19 protein-coding genes are annotated in these 17798 nt (G+C 72.2%); 2 read left to right on the forward strand and 17 right to left on the reverse strand.

Annotated features, from left to right (window positions below; translation table 11 throughout):
• Window positions 1-54 precede the first annotated feature (54 nt).
• A complete protein-coding gene (locus tag MILUP08_RS28005; protein WP_039906724.1) occupies window positions 55-732 on the reverse strand; it encodes a hypothetical protein in 678 nt (225 codons plus the stop codon).
• 182 nt (window positions 733-914) lie between these two features.
• Window positions 915-1538, reverse strand: a complete 624-nt coding sequence (locus MILUP08_RS28010) for a mycothiol-dependent nitroreductase Rv2466c family protein (RefSeq protein ID WP_007464140.1) — start codon at window positions 1536-1538, stop codon at window positions 915-917.
• A gap of 220 nt (window positions 1539-1758) precedes the next feature.
• Here MILUP08_RS28010 and pepN point away from each other — a divergent pair, with 220 nt between their 5' ends.
• Together pepN and MILUP08_RS28020 are read left to right on the forward strand one after the other, a co-directional pair.
• Window positions 1759-4308 (forward strand): aminopeptidase N, encoded by a 2550-nt coding sequence (pepN, locus tag MILUP08_RS28015; protein WP_039906726.1) that lies wholly within the window; start codon window positions 1759-1761, stop codon window positions 4306-4308.
• 84 nt (window positions 4309-4392) lie between these two features.
• The gene (locus tag MILUP08_RS28020) at window positions 4393-4956 is read left to right on the forward strand and encodes a Uma2 family endonuclease (RefSeq protein ID WP_007464144.1); all 564 of its coding nucleotides are present in this window, start codon (window positions 4393-4395) and stop codon (window positions 4954-4956) included.
• Window positions 4957-5013: 57 nt separating this feature from the next.
• Here the strand turns inward: MILUP08_RS28020 and MILUP08_RS28025 are convergent, their stop codons facing one another.
• From MILUP08_RS28025 to kynU, 15 genes are all read right to left on the reverse strand, one after another.
• Window positions 5014-5421 (reverse strand): DUF5130 family protein, encoded by a 408-nt coding sequence (locus MILUP08_RS28025; RefSeq protein ID WP_039906728.1) that lies wholly within the window; start codon window positions 5419-5421, stop codon window positions 5014-5016.
• A complete protein-coding gene (gene ctaJ, locus MILUP08_RS28030) occupies window positions 5408-5728 on the reverse strand; it encodes an aa3-type cytochrome oxidase subunit CtaJ (RefSeq protein ID WP_449288942.1) in 321 nt (106 codons plus the stop codon). Before ctaJ ends, MILUP08_RS28025 begins: the two co-directional genes overlap by 14 nt.
• Window positions 5729-5776: 48 nt before the next feature.
• Entirely contained in the window at window positions 5777-7240 is a 1464-nt protein-coding gene (locus tag MILUP08_RS28035; RefSeq protein WP_007464150.1) for an amidase, read from the reverse strand.
• A gap of 54 nt (window positions 7241-7294) precedes the next feature.
• Window positions 7295-7723 carry a PIN domain-containing protein gene (locus tag MILUP08_RS28040; RefSeq protein ID WP_007464152.1) on the reverse strand — a complete coding sequence of 143 codons (429 nt, stop codon included), beginning with the start codon at window positions 7721-7723 and terminating at the stop codon, window positions 7295-7297.
• A complete protein-coding gene (locus tag MILUP08_RS28045) occupies window positions 7720-7938 on the reverse strand; it encodes a type II toxin-antitoxin system VapB family antitoxin (protein WP_007464154.1) in 219 nt (72 codons plus the stop codon). Before MILUP08_RS28045 ends, MILUP08_RS28040 begins: the two co-directional genes overlap by 4 nt.
• 28 nt (window positions 7939-7966) lie before the next feature.
• Window positions 7967-8977: an amidohydrolase family protein gene (locus MILUP08_RS28050; RefSeq protein ID WP_007464156.1), complete on the reverse strand. Its 1011-nt coding sequence runs from the start codon at window positions 8975-8977 to the stop codon at window positions 7967-7969.
• Window positions 8977-9501: a 3-hydroxyanthranilate 3,4-dioxygenase gene (locus MILUP08_RS28055; protein ID WP_007464158.1), complete on the reverse strand. Its 525-nt coding sequence runs from the start codon at window positions 9499-9501 to the stop codon at window positions 8977-8979. The genes MILUP08_RS28050 and MILUP08_RS28055 overlap by 1 nt, the downstream gene beginning before the upstream one ends.
• Window positions 9498-9929, reverse strand: coding sequence for a RidA family protein (locus MILUP08_RS28060; protein ID WP_007464160.1), 432 nt, complete (start codon window positions 9927-9929; stop codon window positions 9498-9500). Before MILUP08_RS28060 ends, MILUP08_RS28055 begins: the two co-directional genes overlap by 4 nt.
• Window positions 9930-10080: 151 nt before the next feature.
• Entirely contained in the window at window positions 10081-10854 is a 774-nt protein-coding gene (locus MILUP08_RS28065; RefSeq protein WP_007464162.1) for a 2-keto-4-pentenoate hydratase, read from the reverse strand.
• The gene (dmpG, locus tag MILUP08_RS28070; protein ID WP_007464164.1) at window positions 10851-11915 is read right to left on the reverse strand and encodes a 4-hydroxy-2-oxovalerate aldolase; all 1065 of its coding nucleotides are present in this window, start codon (window positions 11913-11915) and stop codon (window positions 10851-10853) included. The genes MILUP08_RS28065 and dmpG overlap by 4 nt, the downstream gene beginning before the upstream one ends.
• Window positions 11912-12844: an acetaldehyde dehydrogenase (acetylating) gene (locus MILUP08_RS28075; RefSeq protein ID WP_039906732.1), complete on the reverse strand. Its 933-nt coding sequence runs from the start codon at window positions 12842-12844 to the stop codon at window positions 11912-11914. The genes dmpG and MILUP08_RS28075 overlap by 4 nt, the downstream gene beginning before the upstream one ends.
• The gene (locus MILUP08_RS28080; protein WP_039906734.1) at window positions 12841-13638 is read right to left on the reverse strand and encodes a 2-keto-4-pentenoate hydratase; all 798 of its coding nucleotides are present in this window, start codon (window positions 13636-13638) and stop codon (window positions 12841-12843) included. Before MILUP08_RS28080 ends, MILUP08_RS28075 begins: the two co-directional genes overlap by 4 nt.
• Window positions 13639-13676: 38 nt before the next feature.
• Window positions 13677-15158 (reverse strand): 2-hydroxymuconic semialdehyde dehydrogenase, encoded by a 1482-nt coding sequence (locus MILUP08_RS28085; RefSeq protein WP_039908914.1) that lies wholly within the window; start codon window positions 15156-15158, stop codon window positions 13677-13679.
• Between the two features lie 23 nt (window positions 15159-15181).
• On the reverse strand, window positions 15182-16519 hold the full coding sequence (locus tag MILUP08_RS28090) for an FAD-dependent oxidoreductase (RefSeq protein ID WP_007464172.1): 1338 nt from the start codon (window positions 16517-16519) through the stop codon (window positions 15182-15184).
• The gene (kynU, locus tag MILUP08_RS28095; protein ID WP_007464174.1) at window positions 16516-17793 is read right to left on the reverse strand and encodes a kynureninase; all 1278 of its coding nucleotides are present in this window, start codon (window positions 17791-17793) and stop codon (window positions 16516-16518) included. Before kynU ends, MILUP08_RS28090 begins: the two co-directional genes overlap by 4 nt.
• Window positions 17794-17798 lie beyond the last annotated feature (5 nt).

Below are 17798 nucleotides of genomic sequence, written 5' to 3' on the forward strand. Positions count from 1 at the left end.
ACGGGGACCCGCACGGCGTCCACCAGATGAAAGTGTCGGGCCTGGACGCGGTGGTCAGCCGGCGCGACCGGACGCGCCGTTGTGCCGCCGGTGTCGGCCGGCCACGACCGGTCCGGCGTTGCCGCGCCGGCCGTTCACGGCGGGTCCGGTGATCGCGTTGCGCCGGGGTGCGGCGGGCGGTCCCGGCACGGGACGCGGTTCCGGCGGTGGCGCCGGAACGGGTCGCGGGTTCAGCGGCGGCGTCGGCACGGGACGCGGGGCGGCGGGCGCCGGCGGGGGTGGTGCGGGCTCGGCCGGCGCGGCCGCCGACACCACTGCGGGTTCCGCGACCGGTTCCCCGGCCGTCGGTACGACCGGGTCCTTCGCCGTCGACACGGGCGGCGCCGTCGACACAACCGGCGCGGTCGACACAGCCGGCGCCATCGACACGGCCGGCGCCATCGGTAGGACCGGCGTCGGCACGACCGGAGTCGTCGCCGACACGGCCGGTGTCGTCGTCGCCGGTGCCGGCGTGACAGGTGTGGCAGGTGTGGGCGTCAGGCGCGAGGTGACCGGCACCCGGGCCACGCCGACCACGATGGGCGGGGCGAGCAGGTCCACGACGTGGGCGGGAAGGTCCGGGCGGACCGTCGGCCAGCGGGAGTCGTCGACCGACCAGTACGCCGCGCCGGGAGTCTCGATCACCCCCTGTCGGGTCGACTGATCGTCACCGGACGCACGGTGCTTGGCCATCGGGATTGCCTCCACGAGCTGCGGGGTGCGGCCCTGCGGGTCGCTGCGGCGGACACCGAGGGAAACGACGCCCCCCGCCCAGCGGTGACGCGGTGACCGCGAGGCGTACCCGTCGCCCGGCGCGACGCGCCCCCGCCCGATCCACCGGACGGTGGCCGGACGGGGGCGTGCACGGACGTGGCTCAGTCGAAGATCGGGCCCAGGTCGCGGGTGCGCTTGAGCTCGTAGAAGCCCGGGGTACCGGCGACCAGCAGCACGCCGTCCCAGAGCCGGCCGGCGGCCTCGCCCTTCGGTCGCGGCGTGATCACCGGGCCGAAGAAGGCGACAGGCGTGCCGTCCGGGCCGGGCGCGTGGATGACCGGGGTGCCCACGTCCTGGCCGACCGGCCGCATGCCGGCCTCGTGGCTGGCCCGCAGCGCCTCGTCGTACTCGGTGCTCTCGGCGGCGGCGGCCAGCGCCGGGTCCAGCCCGACGTCGGTGAGGGCGGCGGCGAACAGCTCCGGCCCGAGCTGCTCCTTACCGAGGTGGATACGGGTGCCCAACGCGGTGTAGAGCTGCCGGACGGCGTCCGGGCCGTGGGCCTGCTCCACGGCGATGCAGACCCGCACCGGGCCCCAACCGTTGTCCATCAACTCGCGGTACTGCTCGGGCAGGTCGCGGCCCTCGTTGAGCACCGACAGACTCATCACGTGGTAGCGGATGGTCACTTCGCGGACCTGCTCGACCTCCAGCAGCCAGCGAGAGGTGATCCACGCCCACGGGCAGATCGGGTCGAACCACATGTCCACGGCGACACGTTCGGTCACGGTGCGGTCCCTTCGCGACGGGTGACGCCGGACGTCCGACGTCTCCTCCGATCCTCACCCCGCGGCACATCGACCGGCACCCGAATGAGAGCGTGACCTCGGCCACCGCTGGCTGTCCGTCCGTGGAAGACTCGGATCGGGCCGGACGTCACGAGCGGTCGGCAGACGGGCGCCGCCGGGCGTACGGCGAGACGTGGGATGGAGACGAACAGTGCCGGGAGTGCGTAACCTGACGCAGGTCGAGGCGACCGAGCGGGCCCGCCTGCTCGAGGTGACCGGGTACGACATCAGTCTGGACCTGTCGACCGCCGTGCTGGCGGCCGACAACCGCACCTTCCGGTCGACGACCGAGGTCCGGTTCCGCTGCGGCGAACCGGGAGCGAGCACGTTCATCGAGCTGGCCGCCGAGGCGGTGCGGTCCGCGACGCTGAACGGCGCCCCGGTGGACCTGTCCGACTGGTCGGCCGAGAAGGGTCTGACCCTGTCCGGGCTGGACAGCGAGAACACCCTGGTCGTCGATGCGGACTTCGCCTACTCCAACAGCGGGCAGGGGCTGCACCGCACGGTCGACCCGGTGGACGGCGAGACGTACCTCTACAGCCAGTTCGAGACGGCCGACGCGCAGCGGGTGTTCGCCTGCTTCGACCAGCCCGACCTGAAGAGCGTCTACACCTGGCACGCGACGGTGCCGGGGCACTGGCGGGTCGTGTCCAACATGCCGGTGCAGCGCGAGGACCCGGCCGGCGAGGGGCTCAAGACCCTCCACTTCACCGAGTCGCCACGGATGAGCACGTACATCACCGCGCTGTGCGCCGGCCCGTACCACGAGGTGCGCGACAGCCACGACGGCATCGACCTGGGTGTGTTCTGCCGGGCCTCCATGTCGCAGTACCTGGACTCCGACAACCTGTTCCTCATCACCAAGCAGGGCTTCGACTTCTTCCACGAGAAGTTCGGGGTCCGCTACCCGCTGCCCAAGTACGACCAGCTGTGGGTGCCCGACTTCAACGCCGGCGCGATGGAGAACTTCGGCTGCGTGACGCACGCCGAGTCGCACTACCTGTTCCGCTCGCAGGTCACCGACTTCGAGTACGAGCAGCGCGCCAACACGATCCTGCACGAGCTGGCCCACATGTGGTTCGGCGACCTGGTCACCATGCGCTGGTGGAACGACCTGTGGCTCAACGAGTCGTTCGCCGAGTGGGCCAGCCACTGGTGCAACACCAACGCCACCCGGTTCACCGAGGCGTGGACGACGTTCCTGTCCATCCGGAAGAACTGGGGCTACCGCCAGGACCAGCTCTCCTCCACGCACCCGGTCTACACCGAGATGCCGGACATGGAGGCCGTCGAGGTCAACTTCGACGGCATCACCTACGCCAAGGGTGCGAGCGTGCTCAAGCAGCTCGTCGCGTACGTGGGTGAGGAGCCGTTCGTGGCCGGGCTGCGGGCGTACTTCGGCAAGCACGCCTGGGGCAACGCCACCTTCGACGACCTGCTCACCGAGCTGGAGGCGGCCTCGGGCCGGGAGCTGCGCAAGTTCGCCGCGCAGTGGCTGGAGACCGCGCAGGTCAACACGCTGCGGCCGGAGGTGACGATCGGCGCCGACGGCACGTACGAGCAGGTGGTCGTCCGGCAGGAGGCGCCGACGGCGTACCCGACGCTGCGCACCCACCGCATCGGCGTGGGCCTGTACGACCTGACCGACGGGCGACTGGTCCGCCGCGAACGGTACGAGGTGGACGTGGCCGGCGAGCGGACCGACCTCGCCGACCTGCGCGGTGTCCGGGCGGCCGACGTGCTGCTGCTCAATGACGACGACCTGAGCTACACCAAGCTGCGCCTCGACGACCGGTCGATGGCCACTGTGGTGCAGCACATCGGCGGCTTCGACTCGTCGCTGGCCCGTGCCCTGTGCTGGACGGCCGCGTGGGACATGACCCGCGACGCCGAGCTGGCGACCCGCGACTACGTGGCGCTGGTGCTGGCCGGGCTGTCCGCGGAGACCGACATCAACCTGGTGACGGCCACCCTGCGCCAGGCCACCACCGCGCTCACCCTCTACGCCGACCCGGCGTGGGCGCCCACCGGCTGGGCGGGGCTGGCCCGCACGGCGAAGGACGCGCTCGCCGCCGCCGAACCGGGCAGCGGCTTCCAGCTGGCCTGGGCCCGGGCGTACACCTCGGCCGCCCGGTCCGAGGAGGACCTGGCCACGCTGCGCGGCTGGCTGGACGGCACCGGCGCTCCGGCCGGGCTGACCGTGGACACGGAGCTGCGCTGGACGGTGCTCGGCGCGCTGGTGGCCAACGGTGCGGCCGGCGCCGCCGAGATCGAGGCGGAGCTGGCCGGCGACCGCACCGCCAGCGGCGAGCGGGAGGCCGCGTACGCGCACGCGCTGGTGCCGACGGCGGAGAACAAGGCGGCCGTGTGGGCGCTGCTGACCGGCCCGGACGCGCTGCCGAACTGGCGGCACCGGGCGCTGTTGCAGGGCCTCGCCCACCCGGCGCAGGTCGAGCTGGTCGCCCCGTACCGGGAGAAGTACTTCGCGGCGATCGGCCAGGTGTGGGCCACGCGGGACAGCGAGCCGGCGCAGGAGTTCGCTCAGTTGGCGTACCCGACCTACCTGGTGGACGACGACACGGTGGCGGCCACCGACGCGTGGCTGGCCGGCGACGGCAACCCCGGTCCGCTGCGTCGACTGGTCGCCGAGGGCCGCGACGGTGTGGCGCGGGCGCTCAAGGCCCGCGCGAAGGACGCCGCGCAGAGCTGACCAGCGAGTACGCGGCCCGGGGCCGGCGTGGATATGAGTCCGCGCCGGCCCTGGGCGTTATCGTGGCGAGAGGAGGTGAACGTGATGGCACAGCCGACCTACGAGTGGCGGCCCCCGGATCGGGGCTGGCGCGAGCAGGATCTGTTCGACCTGCCTGCCGACGGTAACCGCTACGAGATCATCGACGGGAGCCTGCACGTGACTCCTCCAGCCGGTCCAGAGCACCATGAGCTGGCAGACGAGATTCGGATGGCGATTCGCCAGACGGCTCCCACCGGTTGGCGGGTGATCCGGGAGATCGGGGTGCAGGTCCCCGGCGGCAATCTCATCCCCGATCTGACGGTGTTGCTACCAGGCGCACCGCGCGAGCGCATGTGGGCCGAACCCAAGAACATCGCGCTCGTTATGGAAGTCGAGTCGACGGGGAGCCGTCGCCACGATCGCTTCACCAAACCCGCCCTCTACGCCGAGGCAGGCATCCCGCACTACTGGCGGGTGGAACGGGGCGACTTCGGCCCGGTCGTCTACCGCTATCGGCTCGGCGAAGGCGACCATTACGAGCTGTTGAGCACCATCGGTCCGGACGACGCGGTGACCGTGGACGAGCCGTGGACGATGAGGTTGGACCCGAGCGTCTGGCCCCGCTGAGACGTCGAAGCCCGGCCCGCTGAAGAGCGGGCCGGGCTTCGTCGTACGTGGAAGGGGTCAGCCCTTGCCGGCGTGGCTGGCCAACTGGTCGAGGCCGTTGATGATGCCGCCGGCCAGGTCGCCGCCGCTGAACGCGCCGACCATGGAGAGCGCCGCCAGCTTGGCGTACGTGTCGGGGATGCGCTTGCGGGCGTGCCGCCCGGTGACGATCTCCAACTGACGCTGGTTGGGCGACACGGCGATCAGCACCGACTTGTCGGGCTCGGCGAGCTGGCGGTGCAGCCGCTGGGCGTGCTCACGGATCGGCTCGTCGAGGCCGCCGACGAACACCGAGAAGACCAGGCCGGTGCCCTGGTCGGCCAGGCGCAGGGCCTCGTCGATGCGCAGCAGTTGGCGGGTCGAGAACGGCCCGTCCAGCACCTCGGGCGGAGTGTCCGTCCCGGTCTGCTTCTCACCAACGGTCACTTGCGCCTCCGGTTCCACCGGCCGGCGCCTCGACGCTGGCCTGCTGCAGCTTGTGGCTGGTCAGCGCGGGCGCCTGCGCGCCCGCCGCCAGCGCGGTGCCGGCCGAGTCGGCCAGCTGCTCCGGGCGGCCCAGGAACCAGACCGGAGTGAAGTCGAAGGGCCGGCCCGGCCGGTAGCGCTTGGCGCCACCACCGCCACCGGCGCTACCACCACGGCTACCGGCGTACGACAGGCCGGCGATCACCAGCACCGCGGCCACCGGGATGCCGACGAAGACCAGCAACGTCTCGGTAACAGACAATCCCAACGCCCCCAGGCGGAAGAAGGACCTCGAACAATCGGGTCGGATGGACGATCATGATGGCGACCGGCCAGCTCCGTCACCATTCACGTTAGCGGAGTCGACGGCCCGCCAGATTGCGGGGTGCCGATCCCATCCGTCACTGGCGTGCTCCAGTTGCGCAGCGGTCGCGATGAGCCGCGCGTCGTCGCCGTACCGGCCGGTGAGGAGCACCCCGACGGGCAGCCCGTCGGTCGTGGCGCCCACTGGCAGGGACACGGAGGGATCGCCTGTGACGTTGAAGATGGCGCAGTAGGGCGAGAAGCGACGTTGCCTGTCGAAATCGGCCGCCGGGTCGCCGTCGGCGGTGAACCAGCCGACGGGTGCCTGCGGTGTGGCCAGGGTGGGGCAGAGCAGCAGGTCGCAGCCGGCGGTGCGGGAGGCGCCGAGACGGACCTGCGCCTGGAGCTCGCCGAGGGTGGCGGCCAGCGCGCCCGCGGAGACCGTCGCGCCCCGGGCCCGTAGCAGTTGTGTCAGCGGCAGCAGCTCCGCTTCCCGGTGCGGGGGGACGGGGGCGAGCGCCAGCACGTACCAGATGATCTCGAACAGCGGCCACGCCTGGGGGCCGAGCGGCGGCAGCACCTCGACCACCTCGTGGCCGGCGGCGGTGAGCAGGGCGGCAGCCCGGTCGACGGCCGCCACGCAGTGGGGGTGCACCGGCTCGTCGGCGAGCATCGGCGTGGTGAACCGGCCGATCCGCAGCCGGCCGGGCTCGGCCCGGCGGGCGGCGGCCAGGTATCCCCCGGGCGGCGCGGGCGGCGACAGGTAGGGCTCGCCGGGCACCGGCACGGCCATGACATCGAGGAGGGCGGCGACGTCGGCGACGGTCCGCCCGAGCGGGCCGCTGGTGGGCAGCCCGAACGCGCCGGAGCCGAGCGGCCCGCCGGAGACCAGGCCGCGACTGGGCTTGTAGCCGATCAGGCCGCAGAGCGACGCCGGGATGCGCAGGGAGCCGCCGCCGTCGGACCCCTGGGCGATCGGCACCAGCCCGGCCGCGACCGCCGCCGCCGCGCCACCGCTGGACCCACCGGCGGTGTACGCGAGCTGCCACGGATTGCGGGCCGGCGGTGCGACGAGGCCCTCGGAGTAGAGCGAGCAGCCCAGCTCGGAGGTGGTCGTCTTGCCGAGACTGACGAGGCCGGCGGCCTTGATGAACCGGACCACGTCGGCGTCGACCGGCGGGACGAAGTCGGCGAACGCGGCCGAGCCGAAGGTGGTGCGCACCCCGGCGGTGAGGGTGAGGTCCTTGATCGCGGTTGGCACCCCGTGCAGCGGGCCGCGCTCCTCGACGGGCGTGGCGTCGGCGGCGCGCGCGGCCTGCCGGGCGAGGTCCGGTGTGACGGTGACGAACGCGCCCACGGTGTCACCGAGCGCGGCCACCCGCCGCAGGCAGTGCTCGACGAGGTCGACGCTGGTCAGCTCGCCGCGGGCGATCGCGGCGGCCTGCTCCAGCGCGGTCAGGTCGTGCGGCTCGGCCATCCCCTCATCCTGCCCGCTGCGACCGGCCGGAAGCGGCCGACACGGCGTCTGCGATCACGTCAGGGTGCCCGCAGGCGCAACCCATTCGCTGCGCGGCCCACCGATGCCACTGATCAGGTCGAAGTCACGGTCGTAGTGAAGGACGGTCGCGGAGTATTCGGCGGCGGCCGCCGCGACCAGGACGTCGACGGGGCTCGCCGCCCGATGGTAGCCACGGGCTGTCAGCGCCAGTTGAAGATCACGTGCCCGGGTGGCAACGGCCGGAGTGATCGGCAGGTCAATCATCAGCTCGGCTCGGCGAGCACGTACGACCATGGCGTCCCGGAAGTCTCGGGCGCTCCGGCCGTCCTCCAGGTCGAGTGGCACGCAGGTCGCGGCGAGCCGCTCCTCAAGAAGCATCTTGATGCGTTTGCCGACGATCGGCTGGCGCAGGCGTCCCCATGCCGAGGTGTCGATCAGGTAAAGGCCCGCTGGTGGGGTCACGCGACGTCCTGCTCGCTGCGGGGTGTCTTGTCGTCTTCGAGAAGCCCGGTCCAGTCACGATCGACCGACAGCAACTCCTGGATGGCCTCCAGCCGTTCACTCCGCTCCGCGACGAGTCGGAGCGCCGCGTGGATGGTGTCTTTCTTGCTCTTGGTGCCCAGCTCACGGCGGGCACGTTCGAGCAGCTCATCATCAAGGTCGATAACCGTCTTCACGACCCGAGTATATATCGAGCACTCTTCTTTATATACGCGATCGGCCGAGGAAACGCCTGGCGTTCGTGGACAGGAGCTTGTCGCGTTGGGCGTCGGTGAGGAAGTCGGCGGCCCGGACCACCGCGCCGGCCGGGCGCTCGCCAAGCGGGTACGGGTAGTCGCTGCCGACAAGCACCCGGTCCTCCCCCAGCGTGTCGACGAGGAGTCGCAGCGCGGGCGGCGCGAAGACCACCGAGTCGACGCTGAACCTGTCGACGTAGCTGCTGGGTGGGGCCGCGGACGCGCCCCGGACCAGGTCGCCACGGCGGTGCCAGGCGTTGTCGGCGCGGCCGAGCCAGAACGGGAAGCTGCCGCCACCGTGCGCGAAGCAGATCCGCAACGTGTCGGGCACCCGGTCGAAGACGCCGCCCAGGATCATCGCCAGCACCGACAGGTGCGTCTCGGCCGGCATTCCGGCGAGCCAGCGGGCCATCCAGCGGTCCAGCCGGGGACCGCCCGGCATGTCCCACGGGTGGACGAAGATCGGCGCGCCCACCTCGGCGCAGTGTTGCAGGAAGGTGACCACTCCCGCGTCGTCGAGGTCCCGGTCGCCGACGTGGTTGCCGATCTCCACGCCGACGTGCCCGGCGGCCAGGCTGCGGTCCAGCTCGGCGCAGGCGGCGTCCGGGTCCTGGAGCGGCACCTGGCAGAACGGCACCAGCCGGTCACCGCCGGCCGCGGTGACCTTCAGGGTCAGGTCGTTGAAGATCCGGGCGACCTTCACCGCCTGGTCGGCCGGGCGGTCGTAGCTGAAGAACACGGGCGTGGGCGAGACCACCTGCACGTCGATGCCGTCGGCGTCCATGTCGGCCAGTCGCGTCGAGGCGTCCCAGCACTCGGCGCCGACCGGGCGGAACTCCGTCTCCCCCACCATGATCATGGCGGCGCGCTCGGAGTCGACCCGCAACCAGGGCCAACCGGACCCGCCGCACGCTGCGCCGAGGTCCGGCCATCCCTTCGGTACGACGTGCGTGTGCACGTCGACCACGCCAGTGGACATCAGCCCTTGCCCGGGTGCAGCGTGCCGCAGTTCGCACAGGTACGCGCCGCCTCGTCGGCGTAGAACGCCTGGAACACCGGGGGCAGGTCGGCCGCGATGTCGCGGACCTGCAACTCCACCTCGTGCACCAGGTTTCCGCACTCCGGGCAGTACCACTGGAAGGTCTCCAGCGTGCCCTCCTCGCGGACCCGCTCGACGACCACACCGATCGAGCCGGCCTCCGGCCGCTGCGGCGAGTGCGGGGTGTTGCGCGGCAGCATCCACATCTGACCCTCGCGCACGTGCACCGTACGCGGCCCCTCGGGGGTCATCAGGTTGATGTGCATGTTGCCCTTGACCTGGTAGAAGAACTCCTCGTACGGGTCCACGTGGAAGTCGGTGCGCTGGTTGGGGCCGCCCACCACCATCACGATGAAGTCGTCCCCGCCGGGGAACATCTCCTTGTTGCCCACCGGGGGCTTCAGCAGGTGCTGGTTGTCCGCGATCCAGCCCGGAAAGCTGAACGGCTCGGCGATCTCACTCACGACTGACCTCCCGAGGGAAGAAGGGCCACGGCCTGAATCTCGATGAGCAGGTGCGGGTGCGGCAACTGGTGCACCGCCACCGTGGTGCGGGTCGGCCCGGACGGGTCGAAGAACTCCGCCCACACCTCGTTGTAACCACCGAAGTCGTTCATGTTGACCAGGTACGTGCTCACCTGGACGAGGTCGCCGAGGTCCGCCCCGACCGACCGCAGCAGATCGCCGATGTTCTCGATGACCGCTCGCGTCTGCACCCGGATGTCGAGGTTCGTGGTACCGAACTCGTCCACCTCGACGCCGGCGAAGCTGTTGTCCGCGCGCCGCGACGACGTACCGGAGACGAAGACGAACCCACCCGCGACCTTGACGTGCGGAAAAGCCCCCCGCGGCACGGCCTTCCCCGGCACGACCCGAGCACCAGAAACACTCATGACCCACCCCCAACCGGCACCGACGCGACCACGGGGACCAGGTCAGGGGTTCCGGGCAGCCCGACCGGCGCAGGGATCAAGCCTGACCGCCCGGAGCCGGTCGGGCTGCCCGGAACCCCCACGGCCGCGCCCACGAAAGCCCCCACCGCGCTCACAAGGACGCCCGCAACGACGCCGTACCGAGCTTCTCCACGACGGCACGAACGTGGGCGCCGGGACGCAGCGGGACGGCTGCGGTGGCCGCGCCGGCCAGGAACACCCAGCCGGACTCCAGCCGCACCCCGTGCCGGCCGGCCAGCCGGATGCCCTCGTCGAGCGCCCGGCGCGGATCACCGAGGATCGCCGCCGTCGAGCCGACCTGGGCCACCCGCCCGTCGACCTCCAGCAGCACACCCAGGTTGTCCAGCCCTGCCGGCACCGGCGACCACGGCCCGATCACGAACGCGGCGGCCGAGGTGTTGTCGGCGATCACGTCCGGCAGCGAGAAGCGGAAGTCCGCGTACCGGGAGTCGATCAGCTCGATGGCCGGCGCGACCGCGCGGACGGCCGTGGCGAAGTCGCCGACCGGCTCACCCGGCTCGGGCAGCCGGTCCAGCAGGAACGCCACCTCCGGCTCGACCCGGGGATGGATGTACGCGGTCGGGTTCACGGCACCGCCGTCGGGCACCCGCATCGCGTCGGTGAGCCGCCCCCAGATCACCTCGTCCACGCCGACCTGGGCCATCTTCGCCCTGCTGGTCAGCCCCATCTTCAGCCCGACCAACCGCTCGCCACGTTCCAGCCGGCGCTGCACCAGCGCGGCCTGCACGCCGTAGGCGGTGTCCACGTCGAGACCGGTCTCGGCGGCGAGCTGCGGAATCGCGGTGGCCGTGTCAGCCGCCGCGCCCAGCTTGTCGGCGATCCCGGCGATGTCCGGTCCGATCATGAGGTTTGCTCCTTGCCGGCCAGGTCGAGCGCCACGTCCACGATCATGTCCTCCTGGCCGCCGACCATCCGACGCCGACCCAGCTCGACCAGGATCGACCGGACGTCCACGCCGTACTTCGCCGACGCCCGCTCGGCGTGCCGCAGGAAGCTGGAGTAGACCCCGGCGTACCCCAGGGAGAGCGTCTCCCGGTCCACCTGGACCGGCCGGTCCTGCAACGGGCGCACGATGTCGTCGGCGGCGTCCATCAGCGCGAACACGTCGCAGCCGTGCTTCCAGCCGTGCAGCTCGGCGACCGCCACGAAGACCTCAAGCGGCGCGTTGCCGGCGCCCGCGCCCATGCCGGCGAGGGAGGCGTCCACGCGGACGGTCCGGCCGTGGGGTGCGTCGGGGCCGGCCGGCCCTGACCCGGTGATGCGGCCGTGCTCGACGGCCAGCACGCTGTTGGCCACCCCGAGGGACAGGTTGTGGTGCGCGTGGATGCCGATCTGCGTCTCCGGGGCGAGGACCTGCCGGTACGCGTCGACCCGCTGCGCCACGTCGGACATCAGCAGGCGGCCACCGGAGTCGGTGACGTAGACGCAGTGCGCCCCGTACGACTCCATGAGCTTGGCCTGCCCGGCCAACCCGGCCGGGTCGTTCATATGCGACATCATCAGGAACCCGGCCACGTCCATGCCGTTCTCCCGGGCCCAGGAGATGTGCTGGGCGGAGATGTCGGCCTCGGTGCAGTGGGTGGCGATCCGCACGCTCGTCACGCCGAGCGCCTTCGCCGCCTTCAGGTCGGCGATGGTGCCGATGCCGGGCAGCAGCAGGGTGGTCAGCTTCGCCGTGGTCAGCACCTCGGCGGCGGCGGAGATCCACTCGGCGTCGGTGGCCGCACCGTGGCCGTAGTTGACGCTGGAGCCGGCGAAGCCGTCGCCGTGCGCCACCTCGATGGCGGCCACCCCGGCGGCGTCCAGCGCGGCGGCGATCGTGCGCACCTGCTCGACTGTGTACCGGTGGGCGATGGCGTGCATGCCGTCGCGCAGCGTCACGTCCTGGATGTACAGGTCGGTCATGGCGCGGCCACCTCCGAAGACCGCAGGGCGACCAGCCGCTCCGCGGTGCGCAGCGCGGCGGAGGTCATGATGTCAAGGTTCCCGGCGTACGCCGGCAGGTAGTGGCCCGCCCCGGAGACCTCCAGGTAGACCGACACCTGCAGCGCGGTGAGCTGCCGCCCGAGCGTCGGCACGTACACCTGCACCCGGTCGAACTGCACGTCCTGCTTGAGCCGGTAGCCCGGGACGTACTCCTGGACCGTCGCCACCATCTCCGCCACCGAGGCGGCGATGGCGGCGGTGTCGGCGTCGGCGTCCGGGCAGAGGCAGTAGACGGTGTCGCGCATGAGCAGCGGCGGGTCCGCCGGGTTCAACACGATGATCGCCTTGCCCCGCTCGGCCCCGCCCACCACCTCGATGGCCCGGGCCGTGGTCTCGGTGAACTCGTCGATGTTGGCCCGGGTGCCCGGCCCGGCGGACTTCGACGCGATCGACGCGACGATCTCCCCGTACGCCACCGGAGTTACCTTGCGGACGGCGGCGACGATCGGCACTGTCGCCTGCCCGCCGCAGGTCACCATGTTGACGTTCGATTCGTGCAGGTGCTCGTCGAGGTTGACCGGCGGCACCACGTACGGGCCGAGCGCGGCCGGGGTCAGGTCGACCACTGTGCGGCCGTGCGCGCGCAGCACCTCGTCGTGACGGCGGTGCGCGCCGGCCGAGGTGGCGTCGAAGACCAGCTCGACGTCGGCGAACTCGGGCATCGCGACGAGGCCGTCCACGCCGTCGGCGGTGGTGGCGACGCCGAGGCGGCGGGCCCGGGCCAGGCCGTCGGAGGCCGGGTCGATGCCGGCCATCGCCACCATCTTCAGGCTGTCACTGAGCCGCAACACCTTGATCATCAGGTCGGTGCCGATGTTTCCGGAACCGAGCACCGCCACGCCGGTCACCTGTTGCCTCCACCACTGAAACACGTGCGCACCGACCCGAGCCCGGAGATCCGCGCCTCGTACGCGGCGCCCGGCGTGACCGGCACCATCGGGCCGAGCGCCCCGGAGAGCACCACGTCCCCGGCGCGCAGCGGGTCACCGGCGCGGGCGAGCGTGCTCGCCAGCCACGCCACGGCGTGCAGCGGGTTGCCCAGGCAGGCCGCGCCCGCGCCCACCGAGACCGGCTCACCGGCGTGCTCCAGCACCATCCCGCACAGTCGCAGGTCGACGTCGGCGAGGCGGCGCGGCGTGGTGCCGAGCACGAAGAGCCCGCTGGAGGCGTTGTCGGCGACGGTGTCCACGATGGAGATGTCCCAGCCGGCGATCCGCGAGTCGACGATCTCGATCGCCGGCAGCACGTGGTCGACGGCGCGGATCAGGTCGACTGTGGTGATCTGCGGGTCGGCGAGATCCTTGTCGAGCACGAACGCGATCTCCGCCTCGACCCGCGGCTGGAGCAGCCGGTCGATGGGCACCTCGACCCCGTCGCCGACCGCCATCGCGTCGGTGAGCATCCCGAAGTCGGGCTGGAACACCCCGAAGGTCTCCTGCACCGCCCGGGAGGTCAACCCGATCTTCGCGCCGACCCGGCGTTCGCCGCGGCCCTGCCAGGCCCGCGCCTGGAGCTGCTGCACGTGGTACGCGGACTCGACGTCGCCCTCGGGCAGCAGCCGCCCGCGCAGCGGTGGGCAGGGCTTGCCGGTGCTGCGGGCGTCGGCCAGCTCCCGGTTGGCGGCCTCGATGTCGGCTTCCATGCCCGCTCCCTCGCTCATGCCCGCTCCCTCGCTACGGCTCACGACAGGTCCACGCAGACGTTCGTCAGTTCGGAGTAGAAGTTCAAGGAGTGCACGCCGCCCTCCCGGCCGATGCCGGACGCCTTCACCCCGCCGAACGGGGTGCGCAGGTCCCGCAGGAACCACGTGTTGACCCAGACGATGCCCGCGTCCAGCCGGGCGCCGGCCCGGTGCGCGACGCCCACGTCCCGGGTCCACACGGTCGCCGCGAGGCCGTACTCGGTGCCGTTGGCCAGGGCGTACGCCTCGTCCTCGGTGTCGAACGGCGCGACGTGCACCACCGGGCCGAAGATCTCCTCGCGGTTGGTGCGCGCGTCCGGGCCGAGCCCGGTGAGCACCGTCGGCTGCACGTACGACCCGCCGTCGCGGGCGTCACCGAAGGTGGGCGTGCCGCCGCCGGTGAGCACCTCGGCGCCCTCGGCGCGGGCCAGCTCGTACGCGCCGAGCACCTTCGCCCGGTGCTGTGGGGAGATGAGCGGCATGGTGGCGGTGGCCTCGTCGGTCGGCCAGCCGTACGCCAGCTCACCGGCCCGCTTCGCCAGCCGGGCGGTGAACTCCTCGAAGACCGGGCGCTGCACGTAGATGCGCTCGGTGCAGAGGCACACCTGACCGCCGTTGGTGAAGCTGGAGCGCATCGAGCCGGCCACCGCCGCGTCCAGGTCGGCGTCGGCGAAGACCAGGCCGGCGTTCTTGCCGCCCAGCTCGAAGCTCACCGCCTTCACGCCGTCGGCGGCGGCCCGCATGATCGCGCCGCCGGTGGCCGACTCGCCGGTGAAGGTGATCGCGTCCACGCCCGGGTGGCGGGTAAGGAACTCCCCCGCCGAGTCCGGGCCGAACCCGTGCACCAGGTTGAACACCCCGTCGGGTACGCCGGCGGCGGCCATCACCTCGGCGAGCACAGTCGCCGAGGCGGGCGTCTCCTCGCTGGGCTTGACCACGACTGCGTTGCCGCAGGCGAGCGCCGGGGCGACCTTCCAGGTGAGCAGCAGCAGCGGCAGGTTCCACGGCACGATGACCGCGACCACGCCGACCGGCTTGCGCAGCGCGTAGTTGAGCGCCCGACCGCCGGTCGGGGTGACAGTGGTGAACGACTCGGTGGGCGCGGTCGCCACGATCTCCGCGAACGCCCGGAAGTTCGCCGCGCCGCGCGGGATGTCCAGCGTGCGGGCCTGGGCGATGGACTTGCCGGTGTCGGCGACCTCGGCGGTGACCAGGTCGTCGAAGCGACGTTCCAGCTCGTCGGCGACGCGGCGCAGCACCTCGGCGCGTTCCCGCTCCCCCATCCGGCCCCACGGCCCGCGCAGCGCTGCACGGGCGGCGGCCACCGCGTCGTCCACCGTGGACCGGGTGGCCTCGACCACCTCGAAGACCGGCTCGCCGGTCACCGGGCTCACCTTGGTGAACGTCGACAGGCCGTCGACGAACTCGCCGCCCACGAAGTTGCGCAACCGCGACGGCCCGGCCGGCGCGCGGCCGGTCATCAGCGTGGCGTCCCAGGTGCCGGTCATGCGCGCCTCCCTCGGCTGAGCCCCGCCGTGATCGCGCCCAGCACCAGCAGCGCGGCACCACCGGCGACCGCGCCGAGCACCCGGTGCTGCCGGCGGACCCGGCGGCGCACCTCGGCGTACGGGGTGGTGGAGAAGGACACCAGCTCGTACTGGGAAACGTACCGGCCGGGCAGTGCCCGTTCCAGTGCGTGCTCCACCCGCCGCCGGGTCTGGAACACCGGCGAGGCGACCCTGTCCCGCATCTCCACGAAGTTGGTGAGCGCCATCTGCGCGATGGCCTCGGCGTTCTCCTGTCGGCGGCGCTGGAAGAGCGGCAGCGCCGCCAACCAGTCGTCGGCGCACTCGTCGAGACAGCGGTCCAGCTCGACGACGTCCTCGAAGGCGCAGTTGGCGCCCTGGCCGTAGAACGGCACGATGGCGTGCGCCGCGTCGCCGAGCAGGCCGACAGTGCCGTTGACCTGCCAGGGGGTGCTGCGCACCGTGCCGAGCACGCCCACCGGGTTGTGCTGGTAGTCGTCGACCAGGTTCGGGGCCAGCGGCACCACGTCCGGGTAGTGCTCGGTGAAGTGCCGCTCGATCGCCAGCGGATCGTCCAGGGCCGCGAAGCTGCCGGCGCCGTCGTTGGGCCAGAACAGCGTGCAGGTGAAGGACCGGTCCGGGTTCGGCAGCGCGATCATCATCGAGGTGCCCCGCGGCCAGATGTGCAGGGCGTCCGGGTCCAGGGCGAAGTCCCCGCCCAGCGGCGGAATCGTCAGCTCCTTGTAGCCGTAGTCGAGGAAGTCCACGCTCTCGCGCAGCAGCCCGTACGCCAGCAGTTGCCCGCGTACCGCGGATCCGGCGCCGTCGGCGCCCAGGACGACCGACGCCTTCGCGCCCACCGTGCCCTGCGGGGTGTCGAAGGTCAGGGTGCCGTCGGCCGGGTCGAGCCCGACGAGCCGGTGGTCGAAGACGATCCGGACCCCGGGCAGCGCGGCCGCCGCGTCCAGCAGGGCGTTGTTCAGCGCGCCCCGGCTGATCGAGTTGATCGCCCGGTCACCGGCCGCGCTGTACGACTGGAACTGCGGCTCCCCCTCGACCGGGTGGATCATCCGGCCGCGCATCGGCAGCGCGTCGGTCATCACCTGCTCGGCCAGACCGATCCGGCGCAGCGCGTCCAGCCCGCGCTCGGAGAGCGCCAGGTTGATCGAGCGTCCCCGCTCGGCCGTGCCGGCACGTGGGTCCGGCCGACGCTCGTAGAGGGCCACCGGGTAGCCGCGCCGGGCCAGGAAGCAGGCGGCCAGGCAACCGGCCAGGCCGGCACCGATGATCGCGATCTCGTCGCGCCGCTTCGTCATCGGGTCACCCCCACCGTCGCCGCCAGCGCGGCGGCGGCCCGCCAACAGTCGAGGTACGTGGAGTAGAGCGGCACCGGAGCGAAGCGGACGACGTCCGGCTCCCGGGCGTCGGCGATGACGCCGTGCTCGTGCCGCAGCCGCTTGGTCAGCTCGGCGGCGTTGCCGGCGCCGACGCGTACCGACAGTTGGCAACCCCGGCGGGCCGGGTCGCGCGGGGTGACCACGCGCAGCGGCCGGTCGACGGTGACCTCGTCGAGCAGCCGTTCCAGCCAGCCGGTGAGCCGGAGGCTGCGTTCCCGCAGCGCCGGCATGCCGACGGCGTCGAACAGCTCCAGCGAGGTCCGCACCGGGCCCATCGCGAAGATCGGCGGGTTGGAGATCTGCCAGGCCTGCACGGTGGACGGCGGCCGGGACACCGGCGTCATCTCGAACCGGGTGGCCGCCGCGGTGCTCCACCACCCCTCGAAGCGCGGCAGGTCGGGATCGCCGAGGTGCCGCTCGTGCACGAAGACGCCGGCAAGCGCGCCCGGCCCCGAGTTCAGGTACTTGTAGGAGCACCAGGCCGCGAAGTCGACGTCCCAGTCGTGCAGGGCCAGCGGCACGTTGCCCACCGCGTGCGCCAGGTCCCAGCCGACGACCGCGCCGGCCGCCCGACCGGCCGCCGTGATCGCCGGGATGTCCAGCAGCTCACCGGTGAGGTAGTTGACCCCGCCGAGCAGCACCAGCGCCACCCGGTCACCCTCGGCGGCCAGGTAGTCGGTGACGTCCTCGGTGCGCAGCGCGTCCTCGCCGGGGCGCGGGCGCAGCCGGACCACGGTGTCGTCCGGGTCCAGCCCGTGGAAGCGGGCCTGGCTGCGCACCGCGTAGCTGTCCGAGGGAAACGCGCTGTCCTCGATGACGATGCGGGTGCGGGCGCCGGCCGGCCGGTAGAAGCTGACCATCAGCAGGTGCAGGTTGACCGTGAGGGAGTTCATCACCACGGCCTCGGCGGGCCGGGCGCCGACAAGTCGCGCGGCCGGCGCGGTCAACAGCTCGTGGTACGGCAGCCAGGCCCGCTCCGCCTCCAGGTGCCCCTCGACGCCGAGCCGCCCCCAGGCGTCCAGGTCGGCGAGGAGTTCGTCGCGGGTGGCCCGGGGTTGCAGGCCGAGTGAGTTGCCGGCGAGATACGCCGACTCGGGGTGGTCGCCGCCGTCGGCGGGCGGCACGTGGAAGAGGTGCCGGTGGCCCGGGTCGGTCTGGTCGAGGCGGTGGGCCTCGCTCTGTGGGGTGTGCATGTCTC

The organism is Micromonospora lupini str. Lupac 08 (genome assembly GCF_000297395.2).
Classification (GTDB): domain Bacteria; phylum Actinomycetota; class Actinomycetes; order Mycobacteriales; family Micromonosporaceae; genus Micromonospora; species Micromonospora lupini.